Source organism: Plantibacter sp. CFBP 8798 (assembly GCF_014841195.1).
GTDB lineage: Bacteria > Actinomycetota > Actinomycetes > Actinomycetales > Microbacteriaceae > Plantibacter > Plantibacter auratus.
On record NZ_JACYTS010000001.1, the window covers coordinates 1,182,011 to 1,203,951 of the forward strand.

Here is a 21,941-nt window from a genome sequence, read left to right on the forward strand (position 1 = left end):
GGGGATTCGAGCTGGTGCTCCGGGACGAGAGTGGCTAGTGTGATCAAAGTTTCTATTGTGACTGTTGTGACAGGATGACGGCCGCGACCCGCCGAGGTCGCCGTGATCGTGTCGTCGGACTGGAGAATGATGACCCCCGCACGAACGCCCGGTGCGCAGTACGGCCGCCGCCGTCCCTGGCTGGCGATGGCTCTCTCCGTCGGCGTCGTCACGGCGTCACTCACCGTCGGTGCCCTGCCCGCCCACGCGGACGACTATCCGAGCTGGGCCGATGTCGAAGCGGCCAAGTCGAGCGAGTCCGCGAAGGCCGCCGAGATCACGAACATCACTGCACTCATCACCTCGCTGCAGGAGCAGTCCGACGCCGCGTTCCGCACGGCGCAGATCGCCGCCGAGGCCTATCGTCAGGCGCAGGACGCCGTGACCGAGGCGACCGCCCGCGAGTCGGCGCTGCGCGAGCAGGCCGAGGCCGCTGCGGCCGCCGCCAAGGTCTCGAAGCAGCGCGCCGGTGCGCTCATCGCGCAGCTGTCGCGTGGCGGCGGTGGCGACGTCTCGCTCGACCTCGTCCTCGGCGCTGGGAAGTCCGACGACCTGCTCTCCCGGCTGTCCGTCATGGACAAGCTGGGCGAACGGAACGCCGCGAGCTACGCCGAGGCGGTGACCGACCGCAACGCGGCGAGCGGCCTGACCGACCAGGCGGAGGTGGCGAAGACGGAACGCGAACGCCTCGAGGGCGAAGCGCAGACGAAGTACGACGAGGCGGAGAGCGCCTCGGCGGCGGCATCCGCAGCGGTTGCGGCCCAGGAGCAGCAGGCCGACCAGCTCTACGCGCAGCTCGCCTCCCTGAAGAACACCACCGCCGAGACCGAGCGCGGGTACGCGGCCGGTGAGTCCGCTCGCCAGGCGGCGGAAGCGGCGGCAGCAGCGGCTGCTGCTGCCGCGGCCAACACCCCTCCTGCTTCGTCCGGCGGTTCGTCCGGCGGCGGTGGATCGAGCGGTGGCGGCGGCGCGTCCAGCGGTGGTGGCGGCGGCGCGGTCGCACCTCCGGACTCCGCCGGCGTCGAGTCGGCGATCGCCTTCGCGCTCGCCCAGGTCGGCAAGGGCTACCAGCTCGGCGGTTCCGGTCCGAACGTCTGGGACTGCTCGGGCCTCACCCGCGCGGCCTACGGGAGCGGCATCGGGACGCACTCCGCGACGAACCAGTACTACACGATGCAGTCGCAGGGACGCCTCGTGCCCTACAGCCAGAAGCAGCGTGGCGACCTCATCTTCTGGTCGAGCGGCTACGACTACTACCACGTCGCCATCTACCTCGGGAACGGCCAGATCGTCGAAGCGGCCAACGAGCGGGCCGGCACCCGGGTCGGCGGTATCTGGGGATCCGGCGACGTCGCACCCTACGTCGGTCGCCCGACGGGTTGACCCCATGAGCTCCGCCGAGGTCGACGCCTACCTCGCCTCCCTCACGCACCAGCTGAAGCCGGCGGTTGTGCGGCTGCGCGAGGCGATCATGGCCTCGGACGAGGGCATGTCGGAGCACCTCAAGTGGAAGGCGCCGAGCTTCGTCTACGACGGCGAGGACCGCGTCACCTTCGCTCTGCACCCGGCGAACCGCATCCGGATCATCCTGCACCGGGGCGCGCATCAGCGGGACGACAGCGACGCCTTCCGGTTCGACGACCCCTCCGGACTCGTGGTGTGGGCGGCACCCGACCGCGGTGTCGTCACCTTCTCCAGCATCGAAGCGGCGGCGGATGCCGAGCCCGCCCTGCTCGAACTCATCGGGCGCTGGGTGCGGGCCTGACACCCGTCGACGAGCGCGGGAGCACGCGGTCGGCGAGCCGTCGTATGATCGACTGCCGAGCGGGCGACAGCGCACCGACGGACCGGCGGTGAAGGAGGCCTCGTGCGCAGTGCCGTGCTCGGCCTCGTGCTGCTCGTCATCGGGACGATCGCGATCCTCACCGGTGTCCTCCCCGCCCCGGAGGCCCTCGGCATCGCCGACCGCGTCTGGCCGATCCTCCTGTTCGTCGTCGCGATCACCGTCGTCGCCGAACTCGCTGCGGACGCCGGCCTGTTCACCCTCGTCGCCTCGCGGCTCGTGCGCTGGGGCCGGGGGAGCACCTGGTTGCTCTGGTTGCTCGTCGTCGCGCTGGCCACGCTCAGCACCGTCTTCCTCTCGCTCGACACCACGGCCGTCCTCCTGACGCCGGTCGTCATCACGCTCGCGAGGCACGCCGGGCTGTCGCCGGTGCCGTTCGCCCTGACCACCGTCTGGCTGGCGTGCACGGCGTCGCTGCTGTTGCCGGTGTCGAACCTCACCAACCTCCTCGCGGAGCACGCGATCGACGAGGCCGCCACGGCGTCGGGTGGCGGCCCGCTCGGCCCGGGCGGATTCGCAGCGCTCATGGTCGTCCCGGCGATCATCGCGGTCGTGGTCCCGTGCGTGGTCCTCGCGATCGTGTACCGCCGTCAGCTCGCCGGTGCCTACACGGTGGACGTGGAGGCGCAGGACGACGACCGGGTGCTGCTGTGGACGTCCGGTCTCGTGGTGCTCGTGCTCCTGCCGCTGCTGGTGTCCGGCATCCCGGTGTGGATGTCGGCGGTCGGTGCGGCGGTGATCCTCGTCGTCGTGTTCCTCATCCGGCGTCCGGCGGCGCTGCGTCCGGCGCTCGTCCCGTGGCAGCTCGTCCTGCTCGCGTCAGGACTGTTCCTCGTGGTGGAGGCAGCTCACGCCCTCGGGCTCGCGCGGGCGCTCGCGTCCATCGCGGGGACCGGCGACTCCCTCCTGGCGCTCCTGCAGTTGGCGGGGGTCGGCATGGCGAGCGCCAACCTCGTCGACAACCTCCCGGCGTACCTGGCCCTCGAGCCGGTCGCCGGCGACCCCGTGCGCTTCGCGGCACTGCTCATCGGTGTGAACGCGGGCGCGCTCATCACCCCGTGGGCGGCGCTCGCGACGCTGCTCTGGCACGCGCGGCTCACCGCGGCGGACGTCGAGTTCGGTTGGGGCCGGTTCATCGCGCTCGGGTTCGTGGTCGCCCCGCTGACGGTGGCCCTCGCCACCGTCGGGCTCTGGCTGGCCCACGGTGCCGGCGCGATGCTCCCGTGACTTCCCACGCCGCCCTCAATGCTCGTGGCGTGCGTCCGCCGCCCGACGCCGCTCCAACAGCTCCGTGACGATCCGGTCGATGAGCTCGAAGGGGATCGGCCGGCTGAACGGGAACTGCAGCGTGTCCTTCGCGGCCCGGTAGTCGGCGACGGCGTTCTGGAGGGGGCCGTCGAACGGCGGGATCGAGTACAGGGCGATGTGGTGCTTCCAGGCGCCGAGGTAGAGCAGGTAGCGGTCGTCGAGCATGAACGTCGGCATGCCGTAGCGGATGGCCTCGGTGACTCCAGGCACGATGCGGTGGACGCGGAGTCGGATCTCCTCGATGGCGTCCGCGGCGTCGGTGGGTTGCGCGGCGAGGTAGTCGTCGATCGTTGTGGGTGCACCCGGCATGTCTCTCCTCGTCGGAACGGAGACGGCACGGGAGCCCCTGCCCCCGTGCCGTCATCGTCCCATGTCCGCGTCTCGCGCGACAGTGGTGGTTCTACCGCTTCGCGAGGGCGCGGCGCACGTCCTCCTGGACGAGGTCGGTGTTCATGATCGCACCTGCCATCGATCCGGCGGCCGCCGCCTGCAGGACCTGGGTACGCAGGTTGGTGACGTCTCCGGCCGCCCAGACACCCGGCACCGAGGTGGCGCCCAGTTCGTCGACGCCGATCGCGTCGCCGAACTCGGCCCCACGCGGGTGCGGTCGCGTGTGGAGCCCGAGACCGGTGAACGCGTCGGCGCGCACCCGGTTGACCGGGACCACGGCCAGCGCCTCGACGGGGACGGTGCGGCCGTCGTCCAGGCGCACGCCGACGAGCCGGTCGTCGGCGATCTCGAGCCGCTCCACGACGCCGTCGACCACCTCGATGCCCCGTGCCGCGAACGCCGCCTCCTGCTCCGCCGTGAAGGCGCCCGCGGTGTTGCGGAGCACGACGACCCGGTCGCTCAGCTGCCGGAACAGTTGCGCCTGGTGGGCTGCGGCCTCCGCGTTCGTGCCGAGGACACCGATCACGCGGTCCTGGACCTCCCAGCCGTGGCAGTAGGGGCAGTGGAGGGCGTCGCGGCCGAACCGCTCCCAGAGGCCGGGGATGGACGGGAGCTCGTCGGCGGTGCCGGTGGCGATGAGGAGGCGGCGACCTCGGACGATCGCGCCGTCCGCCGTCGTCAGGGTGAATCCGTCATCGTCACGCCTCGCATCGACGACCTGACCGTCGACGACGCGGACGCCGTACGACGCCACCTCCGCGCGGCCGAGGCGCAGGAGCTCGCGAGGCGGGGTGCCCTCGCGGGTCAGGAAACCGTGGACGCCGTCGGCGGGCGCGTTCCGGGGCTCGCCGCCGTCGACGACGATCACGGACCGTCGTGATCGTCCGAGCATGATGGCTGCACTGAGCCCGGCGGCGCCCCCGCCGACGATGACGGCGTCGACGAGGTCGGTGGTGGGTGCTGGGGTGACGGGAGTGCTCATGGATCGTTCCGTTCGGTCGACGTGCTGGGAGGTGTCCAGGGTGCGCCGAACGGTGCCGAAGTGGCAAGAAGACTTGCCGAAGCGGCAACGTGGGAGCGAGAATCGACCCATGGCGCATGCACACGACGAGCAACGGTCCATCGACGGCGTCCTGGATGCCGTCGGGCCGAGGCTGCGAGCCATCCGGCAGCATCGCGGCACCACCCTCGCCGCCCTGTCGGCTGAGACGGGCATCTCGGTCTCCACGCTCTCCCGGCTCGAGTCGGGCCAGCGCCGACCGAACCTCGAGCTGCTCCTGCCACTCGCCAAGGCGCACCAGGTGCCCCTGGACGACCTCGTCGGTGCTCCGCAGACGGGTGATCCCCGCGTCCACCTGAAGCCCGTCCAGCGGTACGGCCAGACGATCGTGCCGCTGACGCGTCGATCGGGCGGCCTCCACGCGTTCAAGAGCATCATCCACGGCGGCGACGGCCCGCAGACGCCCGAGACGCAGAAGGTCCACGAGGGATACGAATGGCTCTACGTCCTCAACGGCCGGTTGCGGCTTCTCCTCGGCGACCAGGACATCGTGCTCACCGCGGGAGAGGTCGCCGAGTTCGACACCCGCGTCCCGCACTGGTTCGGCCGGGCAGAGGCCGCAGCGGTGGAGTTCCTCAGCCTGTTCGGCAAGCAGGGTGAACGGATGCACGTCCGCGCGACGTCGACGAGGAGGAGCACGTGATCGGACACGATGACGAGGAGGGTGCCCGCCCGCCCGAGGACGACCGGCCGTTCGCGGAGCAGGTCCTCGAACGCCGCGGGTTCGCGATCACGGCGGCCCTGTTCGTGATGCTCGGAGGGCTCGTCGTGCCGTTCGTCGGCTGGGTGGCCGGCATGGTCATGCTGTGGCGGGGGCGCGCCTGGACGACCAGGCAGAAGGTCTGGGCCACCGGCGGACCGATCTTCGCGAGCGCCGCGGTGCTGCTCGTCCTGGCCCTCCTGACCGCGAACGGGAAGTCGACGGACGCCGGCGTCGGTGGCTCCCCGGTGCTCCCCGTCGTCTACGACCTCGGGTCGACGGCCGTCGTGCTGCTGCTGATCGGGTATGCGGCGGCCGGCACCTGGTTGCTCTGGCTGGCGCTCCGGCCCGTGGGCCTGCGCGCCTGATTCGCGGTCGTCGCTCAGGTGGACCGGGCAGCATGGGGAGATGCCCGACTCCTCGCGATTCCGCCGCCCCCTGCCCGTCCAGCCCGGACCCGGTGAGGAGTCCGTCTGGGAGTACCCGCGTCCACCGCGGGTCGAGGCGCGCGACGAGCGCGTCGTGATCCGGTTCGGCGGCACGGTCATCGCGGAGTCGACGGCCGCGGTCCGGGTCCTGGAGACGAGCCACCCGCCGGTCTACTACGTCCCGGCGGCGGACTTCTCGCCGGGGGTCCTGGTGCCGGTCGACGGGACGACCATGTGCGAGTTCAAGGGCGAGGCACACTACCTCGACGTACGGGTGGGCGACACGGTCGCCGGTGCCGCCGCGTGGACCTACCCCGATCCGCGTCCGGGATACGCGCCGCTGTTCGGCATGATCGCCGTCTATCCGGGACGCATGGACGCCTGCGAGGTCGACGGAGTGCCGGTGCAGGCGCAGGAGGGCGACTTCTACGGCGGATGGATCACGCCGGGCATCGTCGGGCCGTTCAAGGGCGCCCCGGGCACGCGCGGCTGGTAGCAGACGCCGGAGCCTTACACCCGCTCCTCCTCCGCGCGCAACGCCCTGGGGCACAACGCACCGGCATGCCACGCTGAGCGCCAAGCGCCGTCGACGACGAGGCGCGCAGGAGGCGGTCGAAGCCATGGACGTGTTCGATGAAGCAGCGGACCCGGGTTGGTCCCTCCTCCGTGTCGTCCCGCTGTTCGGCCTCGCCGTCAGCGTCGGAGCGGTCGCCGGAGCGGCCCTCGCGGCCGGTGCAGAGCTCTTCGGGACGGTCAGGACCGTCTCGGTGCATCCGGCCGATCTCGGCGGGATCGCCGTCCTCGTCGGTGGACTCGTCGGAGGGATGCTCGCCGCCGTCGGGGCGGTCGGTGCGCTGCTGGCGCTCGGCATCCTCGACCACTGGGGCGAGCGGGGCCCGGTCCACCGGGCCTGGATCGCCGGTGGTGGTGCGGCCTTCCTCGTCCTGATCGTCGGCGGCCTCATCGCCGCACCCATCGGACTCGCCTCGACGATCGGGGTCGTCGTGTTCGCGGTGCTCGCCGCCGGGGTGGCGGCCGGCGGTGGGCTCTACGCCTTCGAACGGGCGCTGGCGCGTCGTCGATCCGGGTGGGCCGGCCTCAGCCGGTAGCGCGGACGGTCAGCCGGCGAGCTGTTGAAGGCGCGCCCGGTGCCAGTCGGTCTGCGTGAGGGCCGAGACGCGGAGGAGACCGGTCAGCGCGTCCCATCCGGCCGACCAGCCGATGCGGGAGGCGATGGTCCACACGCTCGCGTCGGGGTCGTCCAGAAGGACGGCGCGCACCTCGTCGGCTCGCCGCAGATGGTGGGCGGCCAGCTCGTCGCAGCGGTCCGCGAGTCCCGTGAACCGGAAGCCGTGTCCGGGGACCACCTGATCGCCGTCGTATCCGCGGACGCGGTCGAGTGATGACAGATAGGCCGTCACCGGGTTCTCCGAGGTGTGCGCCCCGAGGCCGAGGCCGGAGAAGATCGTCGGCAGCACGTGGTCGCCCGTGAACAGGTAGCCGCGGTCCTCATCGCGCAGGGTGAGGTGGCCCGTCGTATGGCCGGGGGTGTGCAGGACCCTGATCGAGCGACCGGGGAGCGTCAGCAGGTCGCCGTCCTCGAGCGTCCGGTCCGCACGGGTGTCGCCGAGGTGCCCGGCGGGTGCCGTCGCACCAGTGGCCCAGGGGCACACGGTCGTGTCGTCCGCCGGGACACCCCACTCGTCCAGTGCCGCAGCGAGGTCGGCCGGGCCCGGCGGGGTCGAGCCCGCCGCCTCGTCCTCGAGGCGGTGCATGAGGACCGGTGCGGCGAGCTCGTCGCGGAGCATGCCGGCGAGCCCCAGGTGATCCGGGTGCAGGTGGGTCACGACGACGCCGGTGAGCGTCGTCACCCCGATGCCGCGGAGCTCCCGCAACAGGTGCTCGCGGCCCTCGGGGGTGTCGGTTCCGGGGTCGATGACGATCGCACGACCGTCGGTGCCGAAGAGCACCGAGCAGAGGGTGAAGGGATTGCCGGGGTCGCCGGTCGGGACGGCGATGACGACCGTGTCGGCGTCGAGGTGCTCCGTCGCAGGGATCCGGCCGTCGCGGAAGGCGGCAGCCTGGGATTCGCTCGATGAGGTGATCATGGTGCTGCTCCGGGTGGTGTCGGGGGACGGACCAACCCTAGTCGTGGGGCCCGTCGGGTTCAGTACGATGGGTGCATGACCGTCAACGACATCCTCATCGGCGTGATCGCCTTCATCACCGTCTTCGGCGGCATCGGCCTGGTCGGGGCGCTCGTCGCCATGGCCAAGTCGGGCTACCACGGCTGATCCTCCCCGCAGGAGGCTCGGCCGGTTCCGCGGCGGCTCAGCGGGCGACGGCCTCGTCCGTGGCCCGCTGCACCGCCGCGAGTGCTGCCGCGACGGCCGAACGCTGCAGTGAGCCCTTCCGCGCCGTCGCGACGATCTTCCGCTCGCTCATCCCGGCGATGGGCTTCCGCACGACGTCCGTCCGCGAGCCGATCGCGATGTCCGGGAGGACGGCGATCGACAGCCCGGCCGCCACGTGGTCGATGACGACCTCGTAGCTCGTGAACCGTCCGGCCACCCTCGGCTCGAACCCCGCGCGACGACAGATCAGCGGGACGAGTTCGCCGAGGTAGGTGCCCGGTGCGTCGAGGGCCCACGACTCCGTCTGCAGCTCACTGAAGGTGACCTGATCCTGCGCGGCCAGTCGGTGGTCGAGCGGCGCGATGAGCAGGAGCGGGTCGGTGGTGAGCGGCACGCTGTGCACTGAGGGGTCGAGGAGGAACCCGTCCTCCTGATCGACGGTGATCACGACGTCGCAGCTGCCCCGCTGGACGGCGGTGGTGCTCTCGTGCGGCTCGACCTCGATGAGTTCGACCTCGAGGCGCGGGTACTGCCGCGCGAGGGAGCGCGCGGCGGGGATGAGGATCGGGGCGATGACGCTCGCGAACCCGGCGATGCGGAACCGACCGGACGGCTCGGACTCGACCTCGGCCAGTTCGACCTCGATGGCGTCCATCTGAGCGAGCAGGGCCCGAGCGCGCTCGACGAGCAGCGCACCCGTCGGCGTCAGGGTGAGCGTCCGGCCGCGTCGTTCCAGGAGCGCGGCGCCGGTCTCGGCCTCGAGCACGGAGAGCTGCTGCGAGACGGTCGAGGGGCTGAGGTCGAGCTCACGGCCGACGGCGCGGATCGTACCGAGGCGGTCGAACGCCTCGAGCAGTCGCAGTCGCACGGGGTTCAGGGCCATGCTGCAACAGTATCGAGCGCGCCAGGGCACCCTCCACACGGGTGGCAGTCCGATCCGGGTCCCGTGGCTCCCGGCGGGTGCCGACCGTCGCCGTCCTGGTCACTCCCAGACGAGCTCTTCCGGCAGATGGCCGGGCTCGGCGAGTCGGGCGTTCCGGAGCACCGCACCGTCGGGGCCGAGCGAGAGCGCCGTCACCGAGAGCGAGGCGAGACGCAGGCCGTCGTGGTCGTCGATGCGGACGATCGCCTCGTCGGCATCGGCGCGCACGGTCGTCGTGGAGCGCAACGTGCGCAACCACGGCTCCCAGGACGCGGCCGTCGCACCGTCCAACGGCCCGATGGGCGACGGGACGTCGAGGAAGGCCGGCCGCCACCGGTGGACCCGTGGGACGTCGAGGTGGTCGGGGCCCTCGTGCGTCACGAGGTGGAGACCGGGTTCGACGTCGATGGACCGGGGTGAGGTGCCGTCCCAGCTCGTGACGGTGACGCGGTCAGGACGCAGCTCCACGAGGTTCCAGGACCTGGCGCTGCGGGCGTCGTCCGGGTCGACGCCGGTCGTGACGGCTTCCAGCGGCAGCACGCCCCGCGAGGTCCACCCGGCGGCGGGCATGTCGAGGTCCTCGCGTCGGTTGAGGACCACCGCCGCCCGGGGGCCGCCCGGGGCGCCGTCGTTCGTCGCCAGCCACGCGCCGCCCGCTTCGCGGTCGTGGATGCCGCGGACGCTGTCACCGAGTCCGGGCCACCACGCGCCTGGTGGGTCCCAGGCACGCCCCGGCTGTTCGTCTCGCAGCCCGAGCACGGCGATCGGCCACGCGCGTCCCGGCTCGAAGTCGATGATCACGGTGCACACGCTGGTTCCTCCTCGGCCGGCCGGACTAGGACAGACTAGACGAGGACCCGGCGCGGGAGCGCCGGAAGCGAGGAGGCGGCATGGGCGTGCAGGACGCATCGCGGGAGGCGGCGGGGCGCACGGTCGTCGTCGGGATCACGGGCGGGATCGCCGCGTACAAGGCGGTCGGCGTCGTCCGCGGGTTCGTGCTCGCGGGATTCGACGTCCACGTGGTGCCGACTGAGAGCGCACTCCGGTTCGTCGGCCTGCCGACCCTCGAGGCGATCAGCCGGAACCCCGTCACGACCTCGCTGTACGACGGCGTCGCCGAAGTCCGGCACGTCGCCCTCGGGCAGCGCGCGGAGCTCATCGTCGTCGCGCCGACGACGGCCAACACCCTCGCGAAACTCGCGGCGGGACTCTCCGACGACCTCCTCGGCACCACCATCCTGGCCAGCCGGGCGCCGGTCCTGCTGGCACCGGCGATGCACACCGAGATGTGGCAGCACCCGGCGACGACCGCGAACGTCGCCCTCCTCCGATCGCGCGGGGTGGCCGTCATCGGGCCGGCGCACGGCGCGCTGACCGGCGGCGACACGGGGGCGGGACGCATGAGCGAACCCGACGACATCGTGGCCGCCGGCTTGGCGCTGCTCGCCGGACGCGCCGGTGGAGCGGACGCGCACCCGGACGACCTGCGGGCCGAGCGCGTCGTCGTCTCGGCCGGCGGCACCCGCGAGCCGCTCGACCCGGTGCGGTTCCTCGGAAACCGGTCGAGCGGCCGGCAGGGGCTGGCCATCGCGCAGGCCGCCGCCGAGCGCGGAGCCGAGGTGGTGCTCGTCGCGGCGCACCTGGACTCCAATGTCGCGGCCGACGCGGATGCGGTCGACGGTCTGCGGGTCGTCCCGGTCGGCACCGCAGCGGAACTCGCAGCGGCCATGGAAGACGCGGCGGCCCACGCGACGCTCGTGGTCATGGCGGCCGCCGTGGCGGACTACCGCGCCGCCGAGATCGCCGAACGGAAGATCAAGAAGGACGACACCGGCGACGAGCTCACCCTGCGACTCGTCCGCAACCCCGACGTGCTCGCCGGACTCTCCGCGGCCCGGGTGCCGGGACGGATGGTCGTCGGGTTCGCCGCGGAGACCGCCACCGACCGCGAGGAGTTGCTGGCCCTCGGCCGGGCCAAGGCGGTACGCAAGGGCGCCGACCTCCTCGTGCTCAATCGCGTGGGGTGGACGAACGGCTTCGGCACGCCCGACAACGAGGTCGTCGTGATCGACGGTGCCGGCGAGGTGGTCGGTGAGGCGACCGGATCGAAGCGCAGCATCGCCGACCGGCTGCTCGACCTCGTGCTCGCCCACCGGGCGGAGCCGGTTCGTTCCCAGGCGGGCGAGCCTCCCCCCGAACAGGGCTGACCACTGCCACGATGGCACCATGCCACGCCTCCGTCCCGCGCGCCGTCGCGCCTCCATCGCCGCGGCCCTCGCCGGAGTCATCGTCCTCTCGATGGGTCTCGCACAGCCGGCCGCAGCTGCGGAGTACCCCAGCTGGGAGGACGTCGAGGCGGCCCGCTCGAGCGAATCCTCGAAGCAGTCGACCATCGGTCAGATCGAAGGGCTCGTCCAGCAGCTGAAGACCGCTGCGGCGCTCGCCGAAGCTGAGGCCGTCCTCCGTGCCGACGAGTACGAGGCTGCTCAGCTGGCCGTCGACGAGGCGAGCTACCGTGCCGTCTCGCTCCGCGAGCAGGCCGTCGCCGCGACGACCGCGGCGCAGGCCTCCAAGCGCCAGGCCGGCGCGCTCGTCGCCGCGTGGTTGCGGTCGGGGAACGTCGACCTCAGTACCGCCGCATTCCTCGACGGCCAGGAGCCGGAGTCGCTCCTCGGGCGCTTGAGCACGATCACGAAGCTCAGCGAGTCCACGGACGGCACCTACGACCGGGCGAGGACCGATGCGAACACGGCGTCGCTCCTCACCGAGCAGGCGACCATCGCCGAGGCCGCCCTCGGCGAGCTCGCCGCGGCAGCCGAGACCGCGCTCGGAGATGCGGTCGCAGCCCGTGCCGACGCCGAGACCGCCGTGTCCGAGCAGCAGGAGTACCTCGCGACGCTTGAGGCCCAGCTCGTGGTCCTCAAGGAGAACCGCGCAGCCACCGAGGCCGACTACCGCAAGGGTGAGGAAGTGAAGGCGGCTGCGGCCGCCGCTGCTGCAGCCGCGGCGGCTGCGGCTGAGGCTGCACGCGCGGCTGCCGAGGCCGCTGCGAACGCGGGCGGTGGCGGAGGTGGCGGAGGTGGCGGCGGAGGCGGCGGTGCTTCGGGTGCCGTCGGGAGCCAGGGGTGGGCCCTGCCGATCTCCGGCCGGATCACCGACAACTACGGACCGCGACCCGGTCGCCCCGTGCCCGGCGTCAACCCGTTCCACTCGGGCACCGACATCGGAGCGGGTTGCGGGCGAGCGGTCTACGCCGCGAACGCCGGCACCGTGGTCTACGCCGGCTGGCTCGGCACCTACGGCAACTGGGTCCTCGTCGACCACGGTGGCGGCGTCATGACCGGGTACGCGCACAACAGCAGCATCCTCGTCGGCGAGGGGCAGTGGGTGTCCGCCGGTCAGAACATCTCGCTCGTCGGGACGACGGGTGCCTCGACCGGATGCCACGTGCACTTCGAGGTCAGGATCGGCGGCTCGCGCGTCGATGCCGTCCCGTTCATGGCGGACCGGGGCATCCGCCTGGGCTGAGCGGCGACGGACACCGGGGCGTCAGAGTCCGAGGCGCTCGAGCTCGGCATCCATCCGGCGAGCCATCTCCGCGTATCCCTCGTTGTTCGGGTGGAGGCCGTCCGCGGCCATCCACTCCGGGTGCCCCTCGATCCAGTGCGACGCCCCGGGGATGGTGTCGGCGTCGATCTCCTGCGCGGCGTCGGCCACCCAGCCGATGATCGTCTCGATCGACTGCGGCCGCTCGTCGGTGTACCAGAACGGTTCGACGACGATGAAGCGGGCCTCCGGGAGGGCGTCGCGGAGGCGCTGCAGGTCCGTCGTGATCTGCTCGTGGATCCGGTCGGCGGCATCGTCGAAGCTGAACGCGTCGTTGAGCCCCATCGTGACGAAGACGATGTCGGGCTGCTCGGCGATGATGAGGGAGGGCAGGTCGCCGCTGCCGTCGCCGAAGCGGTCGCGGTGGTTCACGAACCCGAGGCCGTTGACGCTGGGGTTGAACTCCCGCCAGCGGCGTTCCTCGCTGACGACGGTGGACCAGCGGTTGGCCGGGTCGCTCGCTCCGGTGCCGAGGGTGTACGAGTCGCCGTAGAACGCGACGAGCGGTCCGTCGCCCGTGGCGCCGCCGGTCCCCGAGCCGGGGGACGCGCAGGCGGTGAGGCCGGTGGCGAGGGCGAGCAGGGTGACGGCGGCGAGCAGTCGTGATCTCATAGGGATGCTTCGGAGCGGTGGGCGTCGCGGAGGGTCGAAGCGTCGATGGGCCGCCGACAACTCGAAACGCGAAAGCGGTTGCAGCTAGGGCATGTCCACGCGAATGCGTGCACTAGCCTGTCTCCATGCCGCAGATCCGTATCCGAGACGCAGCCCTGTTCCTCGGGGTCAGTGACGACACCGTCCGTCGCTGGATCGACCAGGGCGCGCTCGTCAGCGCGAAGGACGACGCAGGCCGTGGCGTCGTCGACGGCCTGTCGCTCGCTCAACTGGCCAGGCAGAACGCCGTCCTCCCCGTCGACCCCTCGGAGATCGGACGCTCGGCACGCAACCGCTTCGTCGGCATCGTCACCGACATCACGATGGACACGGTGATGGCGCAGGTGGAACTGCAGTGCGGCCCGCATCGCGTGGTGTCGCTCATGAGCAGTGAGGCCGTGCGTGAACTCGGCCTCGAACTCGGCTCCACGGCCATCGCCGTCGTGAAGGCCACGACGGTCCTCATCGAGACCCCGAAGGCGAGCTCATGAACCGCACCGCACCCCGTCGATCCTTCCGACTGTTCAGCGCGCTGGCCCTCGGCACCGGCGTCCTGCTCGCAGCGTCCGCGTGCGCCGCCCCCGCCGCGACGCCGACACCCACCGCCTCGGCCACGACGGATGAGCTCAGCGGCTCCATCACGGTCTACGCGGCGGCTTCGCTCAAGACGACCTTCACCGCGCTCGCGGAGGACTTCGAGGAGGCGCACCCCGGTACGACCGTCGAGCTGACCTTCGCCGGCTCCTCCGACCTCGTCACGCAGCTCACGAACGGTGCTCCCGGAGACGTGTTCGCGTCCGCAGACGAGAAGAACATGGCGAAGCTGACCGATGCCGACCTCGTCGAGGGCGACCCGGTCGACTTCGCGACCAACGTCCTGCAGATCGCCGTGCCCCCGTCGAACCCCGCCGGCGTGGAGACCTTCGCCGATCTCGCCCGTCCGGGCGTCAAGACGGTCGTGTGCGCGCCGCAGGTCCCTTGTGGAGCGGCCACCGTCGCCGTCGAGGACGCCTCGGGTGTCGCGCTGAGCCCGGTCAGCGAGGAGTCGTCGGTCACCGACGTCCTCGGCAAGGTGACCTCGGGCGAGGCCGATGCCGGGCTCGTCTACGTGACCGACGTCATCGCGGCCGGCGACGCCGTGCAGGGCATCACCTTCCCGGAGTCGTCGAAGGCCGTCAACACCTACCCGATCGCGCCGCTCGCAGGGAGCGCGAACCCCGCCGTCGCGGCGGCCTTCGCGGCCTACGTCGTGAGCGCCGGGGGACAGCGGGTGCTCGCCGACGCCGGCTTCGGCGCACCGTGACTGACCCCGTGAGAGGACTCGGCTCGGGGGTGCCCCGCTGGATCGTCGTCGTCGCCATGGTCGGCGCGGCGTTCGTCCTGCTGCCGCTCGTCGCGATCGTCCTGCGCGTGGACTGGGCGGACTTCGGTGCACTCGTCACCTCCGAGTCGTCGGTCGCGGCGCTCGGGCTGAGTCTGCGGACGTCGTCACTCGCGACGGCCCTCTGCATCGTGTTCGGCGTGCCGCTCGCCCTCGTCCTCGCGCGCACCCGGTTCCCGGGGCAGCGTCTGCTGCGGTCGCTCGTCCTCCTCCCGCTCGTGCTCCCGCCCGTCGTCGGCGGGATCGCCCTGCTCTACACCTTCGGCCGGCTCGGCCTGCTCGGACCGGCACTCGCGGACGCCGGGATCGACATCGCGTTCTCCACGACCGCCGTCGTCCTCGCCCAGACCTTCGTCGCCCTGCCGTTCCTCGTGCTGAGCCTGGAGGGGGCGATCCGCACGACCGGCTCGCGGTACGAAGCCGTCGCCGCGACACTCGGTGCTCGTCCCACCACCGTCTTCCGCACCGTCACGCTGCCGCTCCTCGCGCCCGCCGTCGTGTCGGGCGCGATCCTCTCGTTCGCGCGGGCCCTCGGCGAGTTCGGGGCGACCCTGACCTTCGCGGGCAGCCTCCAGGGGGTCACCCGGACGCTGCCGCTCGAGATCTACCTGCAGCGCGAGACGGATCCCGACGCCGCTGTCGCACTGTCGCTCGTCCTCGTCGTCGTGGCCGTGCTCGTCGTCGGCGTCGCTGGGGCGCAGGGGTCGATCCGCCGTGGACGGACCGTCGCCGGAGTGGTTCGATGACCGGGGTGGCCCTGGCGTTCCAAGCGACGCTGCGTGAACGCGACTGGGAGCTCGCCGTGGACCTCGCCGCGGGGGAGACCGTCGCCGTGCTCGGACCGAACGGCGCCGGCAAGTCGACGATGCTCGCCGTCCTCGCCGGGCTCCTGCGTCCGGACACGGGTCACGCGACCCTCGCCGGTCGCGAGCTCTTCGCGGTCGGTGGACCGGGTCGGGACCAGTGGTCGCCGCCGCACCGGCGGGGGATCTCGCTCCTGGCCCAGGAAGCACTGCTCTTCCCCCACCGCTCCGTGCTCGACAACGTCGCCTACGGCCCGCTGGTCGCCGGTGCGTCACGCGGCGAGGCTCGGGACATCGCCCGACGACGGCTCGCGGAGGTCGAGGCGTCCGAGCTCGAAGGGCGCCGTCCTGCCGAGTTGTCCGGCGGCCAGGCGCAGCGGGTGGCACTCGCGCGCGCGCTGGCCCCGGACCCGGCCCTCCTCCTCCTCGACGAACCGATGGCCGCACTCGACGCGACGGTCGCGCCCCACCTGCGCCGTATGCTCCGCGAGCAGTTGCGTGGGCGGACGACCGTCCTCGTCACGCACGAGGTGCTCGACGCGTACACGCTCGCGGACCGGGTGATCGTCCTGGACGCCGGGCGCATCGTCGAGCAGGGGCCGACGGCGGAGGTGCTCGAACGGCCGCGGACGGCGTTCACCGCGGACCTCGCGGGACTCGAACTGCTGACGGGCGTCCGCACGGCACGCGGGCTCCGTCTGCCGGACGGAACGGAGGTCGAGGTCGACCCCTCCGCGGAGGCCGACCCGATCCCGGCCGGGGTCGCCGTCGCCTGCGCGTTCCGACCGTCCCGCGTCGAGGTCCGCGAGGCTGGCGGGTCTGGCGGCCCGACTGCGTCAGGCGCCGTCCGCGCGACGATCACCGACCTCGAGCCGCGGGGCGACGTCGTCCGGGTCCGCTCGGCGGTCATCACCGCCGACGTCGCCGTGCAGCAGCTCGCGGCCGCGGGCTGGTCGACGGGCGACGTCGTCGACTTCGTGGTCGACCCGCGGGCAGCCGTCCTCTACCCGCGCTGAGGCGTCCTGCATCGGGACACGGCCGGGACGTGACAGAGTGAGCCGATGAACCGATTCTGGAGACGCTGGTGGCCGATCGTCGTCGGGGCGGCCGGCACCCTCGCGATCGGCGGGATCTGCGCGGCGCTCGTCGCCATGGGGCTGGTGCGGCCGAACGCCATCCTGGCCGCCTCGTACGCGGTGCGCGGTGTCGATGTCTCCTCGTACCAGGGCGAGATCGACTGGGACGTCCTCGCGGCTCAGCCCATCGACTTCGCGATCATGAAGGCGACCGAGGGATCCGGCGATCAGGACGAACGGTTCGCCGCGAACTGGGCGGGTGCGCAACGAGCGGCCGACGAGACCGGCTTGCTGATCGGGGCGTACCACTTCCTGAGTTTCGACAGCCCTGCCGAGACGCAGGCGCAGAACATCTTCGACACCGTGCCGGTCACGGCGGGCGCTCTCCCGATCACCATCGATCTCGAGTGCTATGCCGACTACTGCCGGACGCCACCGAGTGCGGAGCGGGTCGCCGCCGTGCTCGATCCGCTCCTCGCGGCACTCGAGGAGCACTACGGTCGGCCGCCGATCATCTACGCCACCATGCGGTACTACGACGCGTTCCTCGCGGGCTCGTACGAGCGGAACCCGATGTGGATCCGCTCGGTCGTCACGCCGCCGGTCCTGTCGGACGGGCGGGCGTGGGACCTCTGGCAGTACACCAGCCGGGAACGGCTGCCCGGGTACGTCGGCAAGGAGGAGTTCATCGACGTGAACGTCTTCGACGGCTCCCTGCGCGACCTCCAGGCCTTCGTCGGCCCCTGATCCGCGGCCCCGGAGGCGAGTCGGGGTTACGGGGCGGGAGCGGGTCCGGTGGTCGGCTCGGCGACGGGGAGGAACGTGTCCTCGCCGTCGACCTCCTGCTCGATGGAGTCCTCGGTGGTCTCGTGGTCCTCGGGGAGGTTGTCGTCGTTCGCTGCGTGCTTGCTCATACGACCACGATACGACGGGTGTCGCGCTGGGCAATGGGGTTGCGCGCCGATGCCGGGCGCTGGCCGACCACCATCGCTCTCAGGAGGCGAAGGCGAGTGAGCGGGCTGTGAGTTCTTCGGTCAGAATGTCGACGGCCTTCGGTCCGACGCCGTGGATGCGGAGCAGGGCGGCGGGGGAGACCCGCGTGAGCTGCTCGAAGCGGGTGAACCCGTGCGCGCCGAGCGCTTCGTGGGCGACCGAGCCGATGGTGGCCGGGAACTCGGACGCCTCGGCGGGCACGAGTTCGACGAAGAGCGCGGCGATCCGCTCCTCGATGTCGTCGCGGATGCGGCGGACGGCCTCGATGCCTTGGCCGGCCGGGTCCTCGAGTTCCCAGTCCTCGTAGCGCTTGCCGGGGAAGATCGGGCAGGCGTCGCCGCAGCCCATCGTGATGACCGCGTCGGACGCCCGGACGGCGTCGGTCGTGAGGATGCGGGGCACGGCTGCGGTGATGTCGATGCCGTGTTCGGCCATCGCCTCCACCGCCACGGTGTTGATCCGGTCCTTCGGTTCGCTCCCGGCCGACAGCACCTCGACCCGGTCGCCGGCGAGGGCGTCGAGGAAGCCGGCTGCGATCTGGGATCGACCGGCATTGTGCACGCAGACGAAGAGGACGGTCGGGGCGGTGGTGGTCGTGCTGGTCATGGCGTCTCCTGGAGGTGGCGTGAGCCGAGCGCGGACGAATGGTCGAGCAGGTCCACGAGGGCAGCGTAGCTGGTGGCGGGGTCGGCGCCGCGGGTGAAGCCGCCGACGAGCTCGAAGGACACGAAGCCGTGGAGGGCCGCCCGGACGATGCGTCCGGCGTCCGTCATCGCCACACTGTCGAGACCGCGCCCCGCGAGTGCCCGTTCGACGAGCATCACGAGCTCGCGGTCGGCCGGCTCGCCGGTGTCGGCGCGGACGTCCTCGATCGAGAACGCGAGGGCGTACCGGCCGGGATAGGCGAGGGCGAAGCGGCGGTACCCCTCGGCCAGCGCGGTGAGTGCAGGGGACCCGCTCAGACTGGTCGTCGCGATGTCGAGTCCGCTGGCCAGGTGGGCGAGGGCGAGCTGGGCGACGGCGGCGCGGAGGTCCTCGGTGCTGCGGACGTGCTTGAGGAGGGCCGGTGCCGAGGTGTCGAGCTCGCGGGCCAGGGCGGCGAGCGTGAGGGCGTCGGCGCCATACGTGTCGGCGAACTCGGCGGCTCCGACGATCACCCGTTGGCGGGAGAACTTCGTCCGGGAAACGGGTGCATCGGTCATCGGATCGAGCTTAACGCCACGCGGCCCTCATGCCGTGCGGCTTCAGACCGTCGGCGGTGTGGCTTCGTGGTGGGGCGCGCCGTGCGTGCGGCGGTCCTCCTTCATGGCGGCTTCCGCGAGGTGGCGTCGGCCGCCCGCCAGTTCGTTGCGGACCTCCGCCTCGAGCGTGCGGAACGGTTCCCAGTAGTTGCCGTCGTAGTCTTCGACGATCTGGAACGTCCAGCGTCCGTCGATGACGTTGCGTCCGACCAGCTCGGTGTCGATCCGGTCGGCGAGGGCGTCGTGTCCGGCTTCGCGCAGGGCGTCCGCGGCTTCGCCGAGCGCGAGGTCCGCTTTGCCGGTCAGGCGATGGAAGCCGTAGAGCATGCCGCGCGCCTGCTCGACCACTTCGAGCGCCTCGGTCACTTTGCCGACCGCTTCCACGGTGGCGTCGTCGACCCCTGCGGGGACTCGGTGGGCGTCGTCGGGGCCGTCGGTCGTGCGGTCGTCTGCAGAACTCATACGACCAGTCTGTCCGGATCGGCCCCGGATGTCTGGGGCTTGCGGACGGAGGTGCACGATGTGCGCCGGCGGATGTCCTCCCGCGCACCGAGCGAGAGCACCCCGCCTGCCCTTCGACAGGCTCAGGGACCGAAACGTTCTGGGCACACCGCTGCCGGTCACTGAGCTTGTCGAAGTGCCCACGAGGACGCCTCATCGTTCCGGGCACACTTTTCTCGGTCACTGAGCTTGTCGAAGTGCCCTCGAGGACGCCTCATCGTTCCGGGCACACTTTTCTCGGTCGCTGAGCTTGTCGAAGTGCCCACGGGGAACCCTTCGACACTTCGACAAGCTCAGTGCGGCGCAGCCCAGGGACCGGAAACGGTCAGAACGGTGCGGGGTCCGGTCCGGTCCGGTGGTGTTTGCCGTCGGGTGTCGTCCAATCGAGGACCCCGCCGGGTCCGTGTTCGAGGTTCCACCCGGGCAGGTGCTTCATCCGGTGATGATGTCGACAGAGACACGCGAGGTTCCCGACATCTGTGGTGCCGCCGTCTTCCCACGCGACCGAATGATCGAGGTCGCAGGCTCTGGCTCGCCTGCCGCAGCCCGGTGCCCGACAGGTGCCGTCCCGGAGGCGGACCGCGCGTTGCAGGTCGGCGGGAACGCGGTACTGATTCCGTCCCACTGAGAGGACGGCGCCGGTTTCCGGCTGGACGAGGATCCGGGTGAAGCTGGGCGCGTTCACCGCGATGCGTGCTGCGGTCTCCGGGTCGATCGGGCCGAAGCCGTCGAGGGTAGCCGGGGCGTCGCTGACACCGGCCATGCTCAATGCCGGCACGGTGATCTGCACGGTGGGCTTGATGTGCTCCTGGACCTCGATCGGATGCGGGAGCACCGGGCTCGACATCACGTCGTCCGGTGTCACGCCGGTGAGGGCGAGTGCCGCCAGGGCGTCCGCTTGCAGCTGCGCGCACGTGCGGGTGTCGCCGGCAGCGCGCGACTCCGCCGCGGCTGCTTCGACCCGCTCGACGAGCCCCTGGGCGATCGGCGCCGTGGTGAACAGGTGCACCCACGCCATGCCGTCGGCTGCGGGTTCGAACTCGACCCGGCGGTCAGCCTCGGAGCGGACCGCTCGGGCGGTGATGGACTCGGGGTGGAGGCGCTCGCGGATGATGCGAGCGCGTTGCCGGAGGTACGAGACGGTCGCACCTTCGGCGACCGGCAGCACCTGCTCGAGGAACACCGCCCGCCCAGCAGCAGGGACGTCACCGAGCTGGTCGGTGATCACCTGCGCATGCCGCGCCGAGATCCGCCCCGCCTCCAGCGACGCCAGCGCGACGGGTGCGTCGTTGACGAGACGTTCGGCATCGTTCGTCGCACGCTGGACGGTCCGCTCCGGCATCCGGGTCGCCATCGCGAGGGCCGCGCACGTCGACCGACGGGACAGCGCCTGACGCTCGGCCGGCGGGAAGATGGCCGGGACCGTGGCGTCCGCGAAGGCGTCCGCATAGGCGGCGGAACGGGCGAGGAGGCGCGCCTTCCGTGTGTCCAGGACAGCCTGCTGCCGGTGGATCTCAGCCCACTCGTCCGAGAACTCCGCGAGTTGCGCGGCGTATTCGTCGCTCGCGCGGGTCGCGGTGGCGGTGGTCTCGGTCATGGGACAAGTCGATCATGGACCACTGACATTCCAGATGGCGAGTCGTCTCGGATGTGGGAGTCTCCTCGTGTGCCCTTCGACAGGCTCAGGGACCGGAGGAGGCATGCCGGATTCGCGGGGTTCTCCCGGGCGCCCTTCGACAAGCTCAGGGGCCTGAGGGGGTTGCTTCGGGGGCCGGAGGGTTCGCTCGGGGACCGGTGGTGCGTGCTCAGGGACCAGAGCGGCATCGCTGGTGGGGGAGGGGTCGTGCGCCCTTCGACAGGCTCAGGGAGCGGAGGGAGTTCAGGGATCGGACGGGTGAGACTCGTCTGCCCGGGCGGGCTAGTAGTTCAGGCAGCGATCCGGATCCTCGGTCTCCGGAGGATCACCCTGATACAGGGTGAAGAAGTTCTCGGCCGGGCCGGACAATGATCCGCGGGCGTGGACACACAGGCGCGCGAGACCGTCGTCGCTCCGCACGTCGGAGGTGATCCGGGACGTCTCGCATGCGCCGTCGCCGGGATGGAGGACGAGGTCTCGATTGGTCCCCTCGTTGTCCACCATCCAGGTCCCGGAGAAGTCGATCGGGTCGTCAGCGTGGGGGTCGTCGTCAAGACTGCACTGGACATCCGAGGGCCATGCGGTGGCCTCGAAGGTCCCGTCGTCGGCGAGCTCGAGCCGGGTGTCCCCACTGCGCCAGGTGCCGACGGCCTCACCACGTGGCAGTCCGTACCGCGTGTCCGAGCAGGCGACGAGCGACGTGCCGAGCATGACTGCGAGTACGGAGGCGGTCACCCAGCGTGACGGTTTCGATTCCACAGTGCGAGTCTGTCCGCCGTGGGCCAGGAGTGGCAACTCGGGTGGTGGCGTGGGTGTTCGCGGGCATCCGGGCAAAAAAAGAACCCCCACCATGTAGAAGCTAGGTGGGGGTTCCGTGGCTCCGACGGGCGTCGATCCCGTGACCTCACGATTTTCAGTCGTGCGCTCTACCAACTGAGCTACAGAGCCGAGTACATCAGCTGCACGAACGGCGACGATGTCTCAAAAGCAGAAGCCCTCCCTTGCGAGA

The 21,941-nt window shown here is 71.4% G+C and carries 25 protein-coding genes, 1 tRNA gene and 1 pseudogene; 14 read left to right on the plus strand and 13 right to left on the minus strand.

What is annotated here, in order from left to right:
• Window positions 1-129 precede the first annotated feature (129 nt).
• The 3 genes from IFU30_RS05595 to IFU30_RS05605 all read left to right on the plus strand — a co-directional run bounded on the left by IFU30_RS05595 (window position 130) and on the right by IFU30_RS05605 (window position 3,109).
• Window positions 130-1,422 carry a C40 family peptidase gene (locus tag IFU30_RS05595; protein WP_249404639.1) on the plus strand — a complete coding sequence of 431 codons (1,293 nt, stop codon included), beginning with the start codon at window positions 130-132 and terminating at the stop codon, window positions 1,420-1,422.
• Window positions 1,423-1,426: 4 nt separating this feature from the next.
• Entirely contained in the window at window positions 1,427-1,804 is a 378-nt protein-coding gene (locus tag IFU30_RS05600) for a DUF1801 domain-containing protein (protein WP_124768719.1), read from the plus strand.
• Between the two features lie 102 nt (window positions 1,805-1,906).
• On the plus strand, window positions 1,907-3,109 hold the full coding sequence (locus tag IFU30_RS05605; protein ID WP_192004586.1) for an SLC13 family permease: 1,203 nt from the start codon (window positions 1,907-1,909) through the stop codon (window positions 3,107-3,109).
• A gap of 15 nt (window positions 3,110-3,124) precedes the next feature.
• On the opposite strand, the gene IFU30_RS05610 is transcribed toward IFU30_RS05605, so the two are convergent.
• Together IFU30_RS05610 and IFU30_RS05615 are read right to left on the minus strand one after the other, a co-directional pair.
• Window positions 3,125-3,499, minus strand: a complete 375-nt coding sequence (locus tag IFU30_RS05610) for an iron chaperone (protein WP_124768721.1) — start codon at window positions 3,497-3,499, stop codon at window positions 3,125-3,127.
• Between the two features lie 91 nt (window positions 3,500-3,590).
• Window positions 3,591-4,562 carry an NAD(P)/FAD-dependent oxidoreductase gene (locus tag IFU30_RS05615; RefSeq protein ID WP_192004587.1) on the minus strand — a complete coding sequence of 324 codons (972 nt, stop codon included), beginning with the start codon at window positions 4,560-4,562 and terminating at the stop codon, window positions 3,591-3,593.
• Between the two features lie 109 nt (window positions 4,563-4,671).
• Here IFU30_RS05615 and IFU30_RS05620 point away from each other — a divergent pair, with 109 nt between their 5' ends.
• The 4 genes from IFU30_RS05620 to IFU30_RS05635 all read left to right on the plus strand — a co-directional run bounded on the left by IFU30_RS05620 (window position 4,672) and on the right by IFU30_RS05635 (window position 6,877).
• Window positions 4,672-5,283, plus strand: coding sequence for a helix-turn-helix domain-containing protein (locus IFU30_RS05620; RefSeq protein ID WP_192004588.1), 612 nt, complete (start codon window positions 4,672-4,674; stop codon window positions 5,281-5,283).
• Window positions 5,280-5,708: a hypothetical protein gene (locus IFU30_RS05625; RefSeq protein WP_192004589.1), complete on the plus strand. Its 429-nt coding sequence runs from the start codon at window positions 5,280-5,282 to the stop codon at window positions 5,706-5,708. The genes IFU30_RS05620 and IFU30_RS05625 overlap by 4 nt, the downstream gene beginning before the upstream one ends.
• Window positions 5,709-5,748: 40 nt before the next feature.
• Window positions 5,749-6,264 (plus strand): DUF427 domain-containing protein, encoded by a 516-nt coding sequence (locus tag IFU30_RS05630; RefSeq protein WP_192004590.1) that lies wholly within the window; start codon window positions 5,749-5,751, stop codon window positions 6,262-6,264.
• Between the two features lie 124 nt (window positions 6,265-6,388).
• Entirely contained in the window at window positions 6,389-6,877 is a 489-nt protein-coding gene (locus IFU30_RS05635; protein ID WP_192004591.1) for a hypothetical protein, read from the plus strand.
• A gap of 9 nt (window positions 6,878-6,886) precedes the next feature.
• On the opposite strand, the gene IFU30_RS05640 is transcribed toward IFU30_RS05635, so the two are convergent.
• The 3 genes from IFU30_RS05640 to IFU30_RS05650 form a co-directional block, all read right to left on the minus strand.
• Window positions 6,887-7,876: an MBL fold metallo-hydrolase gene (locus tag IFU30_RS05640; protein ID WP_192004592.1), complete on the minus strand. Its 990-nt coding sequence runs from the start codon at window positions 7,874-7,876 to the stop codon at window positions 6,887-6,889.
• 223 nt (window positions 7,877-8,099) lie between these two features.
• Window positions 8,100-9,005 carry a LysR family transcriptional regulator gene (locus IFU30_RS05645; protein ID WP_124768724.1) on the minus strand — a complete coding sequence of 302 codons (906 nt, stop codon included), beginning with the start codon at window positions 9,003-9,005 and terminating at the stop codon, window positions 8,100-8,102.
• Between the two features lie 99 nt (window positions 9,006-9,104).
• The gene (locus IFU30_RS05650) at window positions 9,105-9,854 is read right to left on the minus strand and encodes an NRDE family protein (protein ID WP_164486923.1); all 750 of its coding nucleotides are present in this window, start codon (window positions 9,852-9,854) and stop codon (window positions 9,105-9,107) included.
• 80 nt (window positions 9,855-9,934) lie between these two features.
• Here IFU30_RS05650 and coaBC point away from each other — a divergent pair, with 80 nt between their 5' ends.
• Both coaBC and IFU30_RS05660 read left to right on the plus strand, forming a co-directional pair.
• Window positions 9,935-11,251 carry a bifunctional phosphopantothenoylcysteine decarboxylase/phosphopantothenate--cysteine ligase CoaBC gene (gene coaBC / locus IFU30_RS05655; RefSeq protein WP_192004593.1) on the plus strand — a complete coding sequence of 439 codons (1,317 nt, stop codon included), beginning with the start codon at window positions 9,935-9,937 and terminating at the stop codon, window positions 11,249-11,251.
• A gap of 19 nt (window positions 11,252-11,270) precedes the next feature.
• On the plus strand, window positions 11,271-12,572 hold the full coding sequence (locus IFU30_RS05660) for a M23 family metallopeptidase (RefSeq protein ID WP_192004594.1): 1,302 nt from the start codon (window positions 11,271-11,273) through the stop codon (window positions 12,570-12,572).
• 21 nt (window positions 12,573-12,593) lie between these two features.
• Here IFU30_RS05660 and IFU30_RS05665 read toward each other — a convergent pair whose 3' ends face one another.
• On the minus strand, window positions 12,594-13,262 hold the full coding sequence (locus IFU30_RS05665) for an SGNH/GDSL hydrolase family protein (RefSeq protein ID WP_192004595.1): 669 nt from the start codon (window positions 13,260-13,262) through the stop codon (window positions 12,594-12,596).
• Between the two features lie 125 nt (window positions 13,263-13,387).
• On the opposite strand from IFU30_RS05665, the gene IFU30_RS05670 reads away from it, so the two are divergent.
• From IFU30_RS05670 to IFU30_RS05690, 5 genes are read left to right on the plus strand one after another with little or no spacing between them, the layout of a single operon-like run.
• Entirely contained in the window at window positions 13,388-13,792 is a 405-nt protein-coding gene (locus IFU30_RS05670) for a TOBE domain-containing protein (protein WP_079705145.1), read from the plus strand.
• Window positions 13,789-14,604 carry a molybdate ABC transporter substrate-binding protein gene (gene modA, locus IFU30_RS05675; RefSeq protein WP_192004596.1) on the plus strand — a complete coding sequence of 272 codons (816 nt, stop codon included), beginning with the start codon at window positions 13,789-13,791 and terminating at the stop codon, window positions 14,602-14,604. Before IFU30_RS05670 ends, modA begins: the two co-directional genes overlap by 4 nt.
• A gap of 56 nt (window positions 14,605-14,660) precedes the next feature.
• Entirely contained in the window at window positions 14,661-15,428 is a 768-nt protein-coding gene (locus IFU30_RS05680) for an ABC transporter permease (RefSeq protein WP_085512174.1), read from the plus strand.
• Window positions 15,425-16,501 (plus strand): sulfate/molybdate ABC transporter ATP-binding protein, encoded by a 1,077-nt coding sequence (locus IFU30_RS05685; RefSeq protein WP_192004597.1) that lies wholly within the window; start codon window positions 15,425-15,427, stop codon window positions 16,499-16,501. The genes IFU30_RS05680 and IFU30_RS05685 overlap by 4 nt, the downstream gene beginning before the upstream one ends.
• Window positions 16,502-16,546: 45 nt before the next feature.
• Window positions 16,547-17,308 carry a GH25 family lysozyme gene (locus IFU30_RS05690; RefSeq protein ID WP_192004598.1) on the plus strand — a complete coding sequence of 254 codons (762 nt, stop codon included), beginning with the start codon at window positions 16,547-16,549 and terminating at the stop codon, window positions 17,306-17,308.
• Between the two features lie 26 nt (window positions 17,309-17,334).
• Here IFU30_RS05690 and IFU30_RS05695 read toward each other — a convergent pair whose 3' ends face one another.
• The 7 genes and pseudogenes from IFU30_RS05695 to IFU30_RS05725 form a co-directional block, all read right to left on the minus strand.
• The gene (locus IFU30_RS05695; RefSeq protein WP_153303386.1) at window positions 17,335-17,475 is read right to left on the minus strand and encodes a hypothetical protein; all 141 of its coding nucleotides are present in this window, start codon (window positions 17,473-17,475) and stop codon (window positions 17,335-17,337) included.
• 274 nt (window positions 17,476-17,749) lie between these two features.
• A pseudogene (locus tag IFU30_RS05700) lies at window positions 17,750-18,160 on the minus strand (arsenate reductase ArsC); the annotation flags it as partial.
• Window positions 18,157-18,756: a TetR/AcrR family transcriptional regulator gene (locus IFU30_RS05705; RefSeq protein WP_192004600.1), complete on the minus strand. Its 600-nt coding sequence runs from the start codon at window positions 18,754-18,756 to the stop codon at window positions 18,157-18,159. The gene IFU30_RS05705 and the pseudogene IFU30_RS05700, both read right to left, overlap by 4 nt.
• A gap of 42 nt (window positions 18,757-18,798) precedes the next feature.
• On the minus strand, window positions 18,799-19,257 hold the full coding sequence (locus IFU30_RS05710; RefSeq protein ID WP_064294389.1) for a hypothetical protein: 459 nt from the start codon (window positions 19,255-19,257) through the stop codon (window positions 18,799-18,801).
• Window positions 19,258-19,621: 364 nt separating this feature from the next.
• Window positions 19,622-20,893, minus strand: a complete 1,272-nt coding sequence (locus tag IFU30_RS05715) for an HNH endonuclease signature motif containing protein (protein ID WP_192004601.1) — start codon at window positions 20,891-20,893, stop codon at window positions 19,622-19,624.
• A 321-nt stretch (window positions 20,894-21,214) separates the two neighbouring features.
• The gene (locus IFU30_RS05720; protein ID WP_192004602.1) at window positions 21,215-21,691 is read right to left on the minus strand and encodes a hypothetical protein; all 477 of its coding nucleotides are present in this window, start codon (window positions 21,689-21,691) and stop codon (window positions 21,215-21,217) included.
• Window positions 21,692-21,807: 116 nt separating this feature from the next.
• A tRNA-Phe gene (locus tag IFU30_RS05725) sits at window positions 21,808-21,880 on the minus strand.
• Window positions 21,881-21,941: the final 61 nt, after the last annotated feature.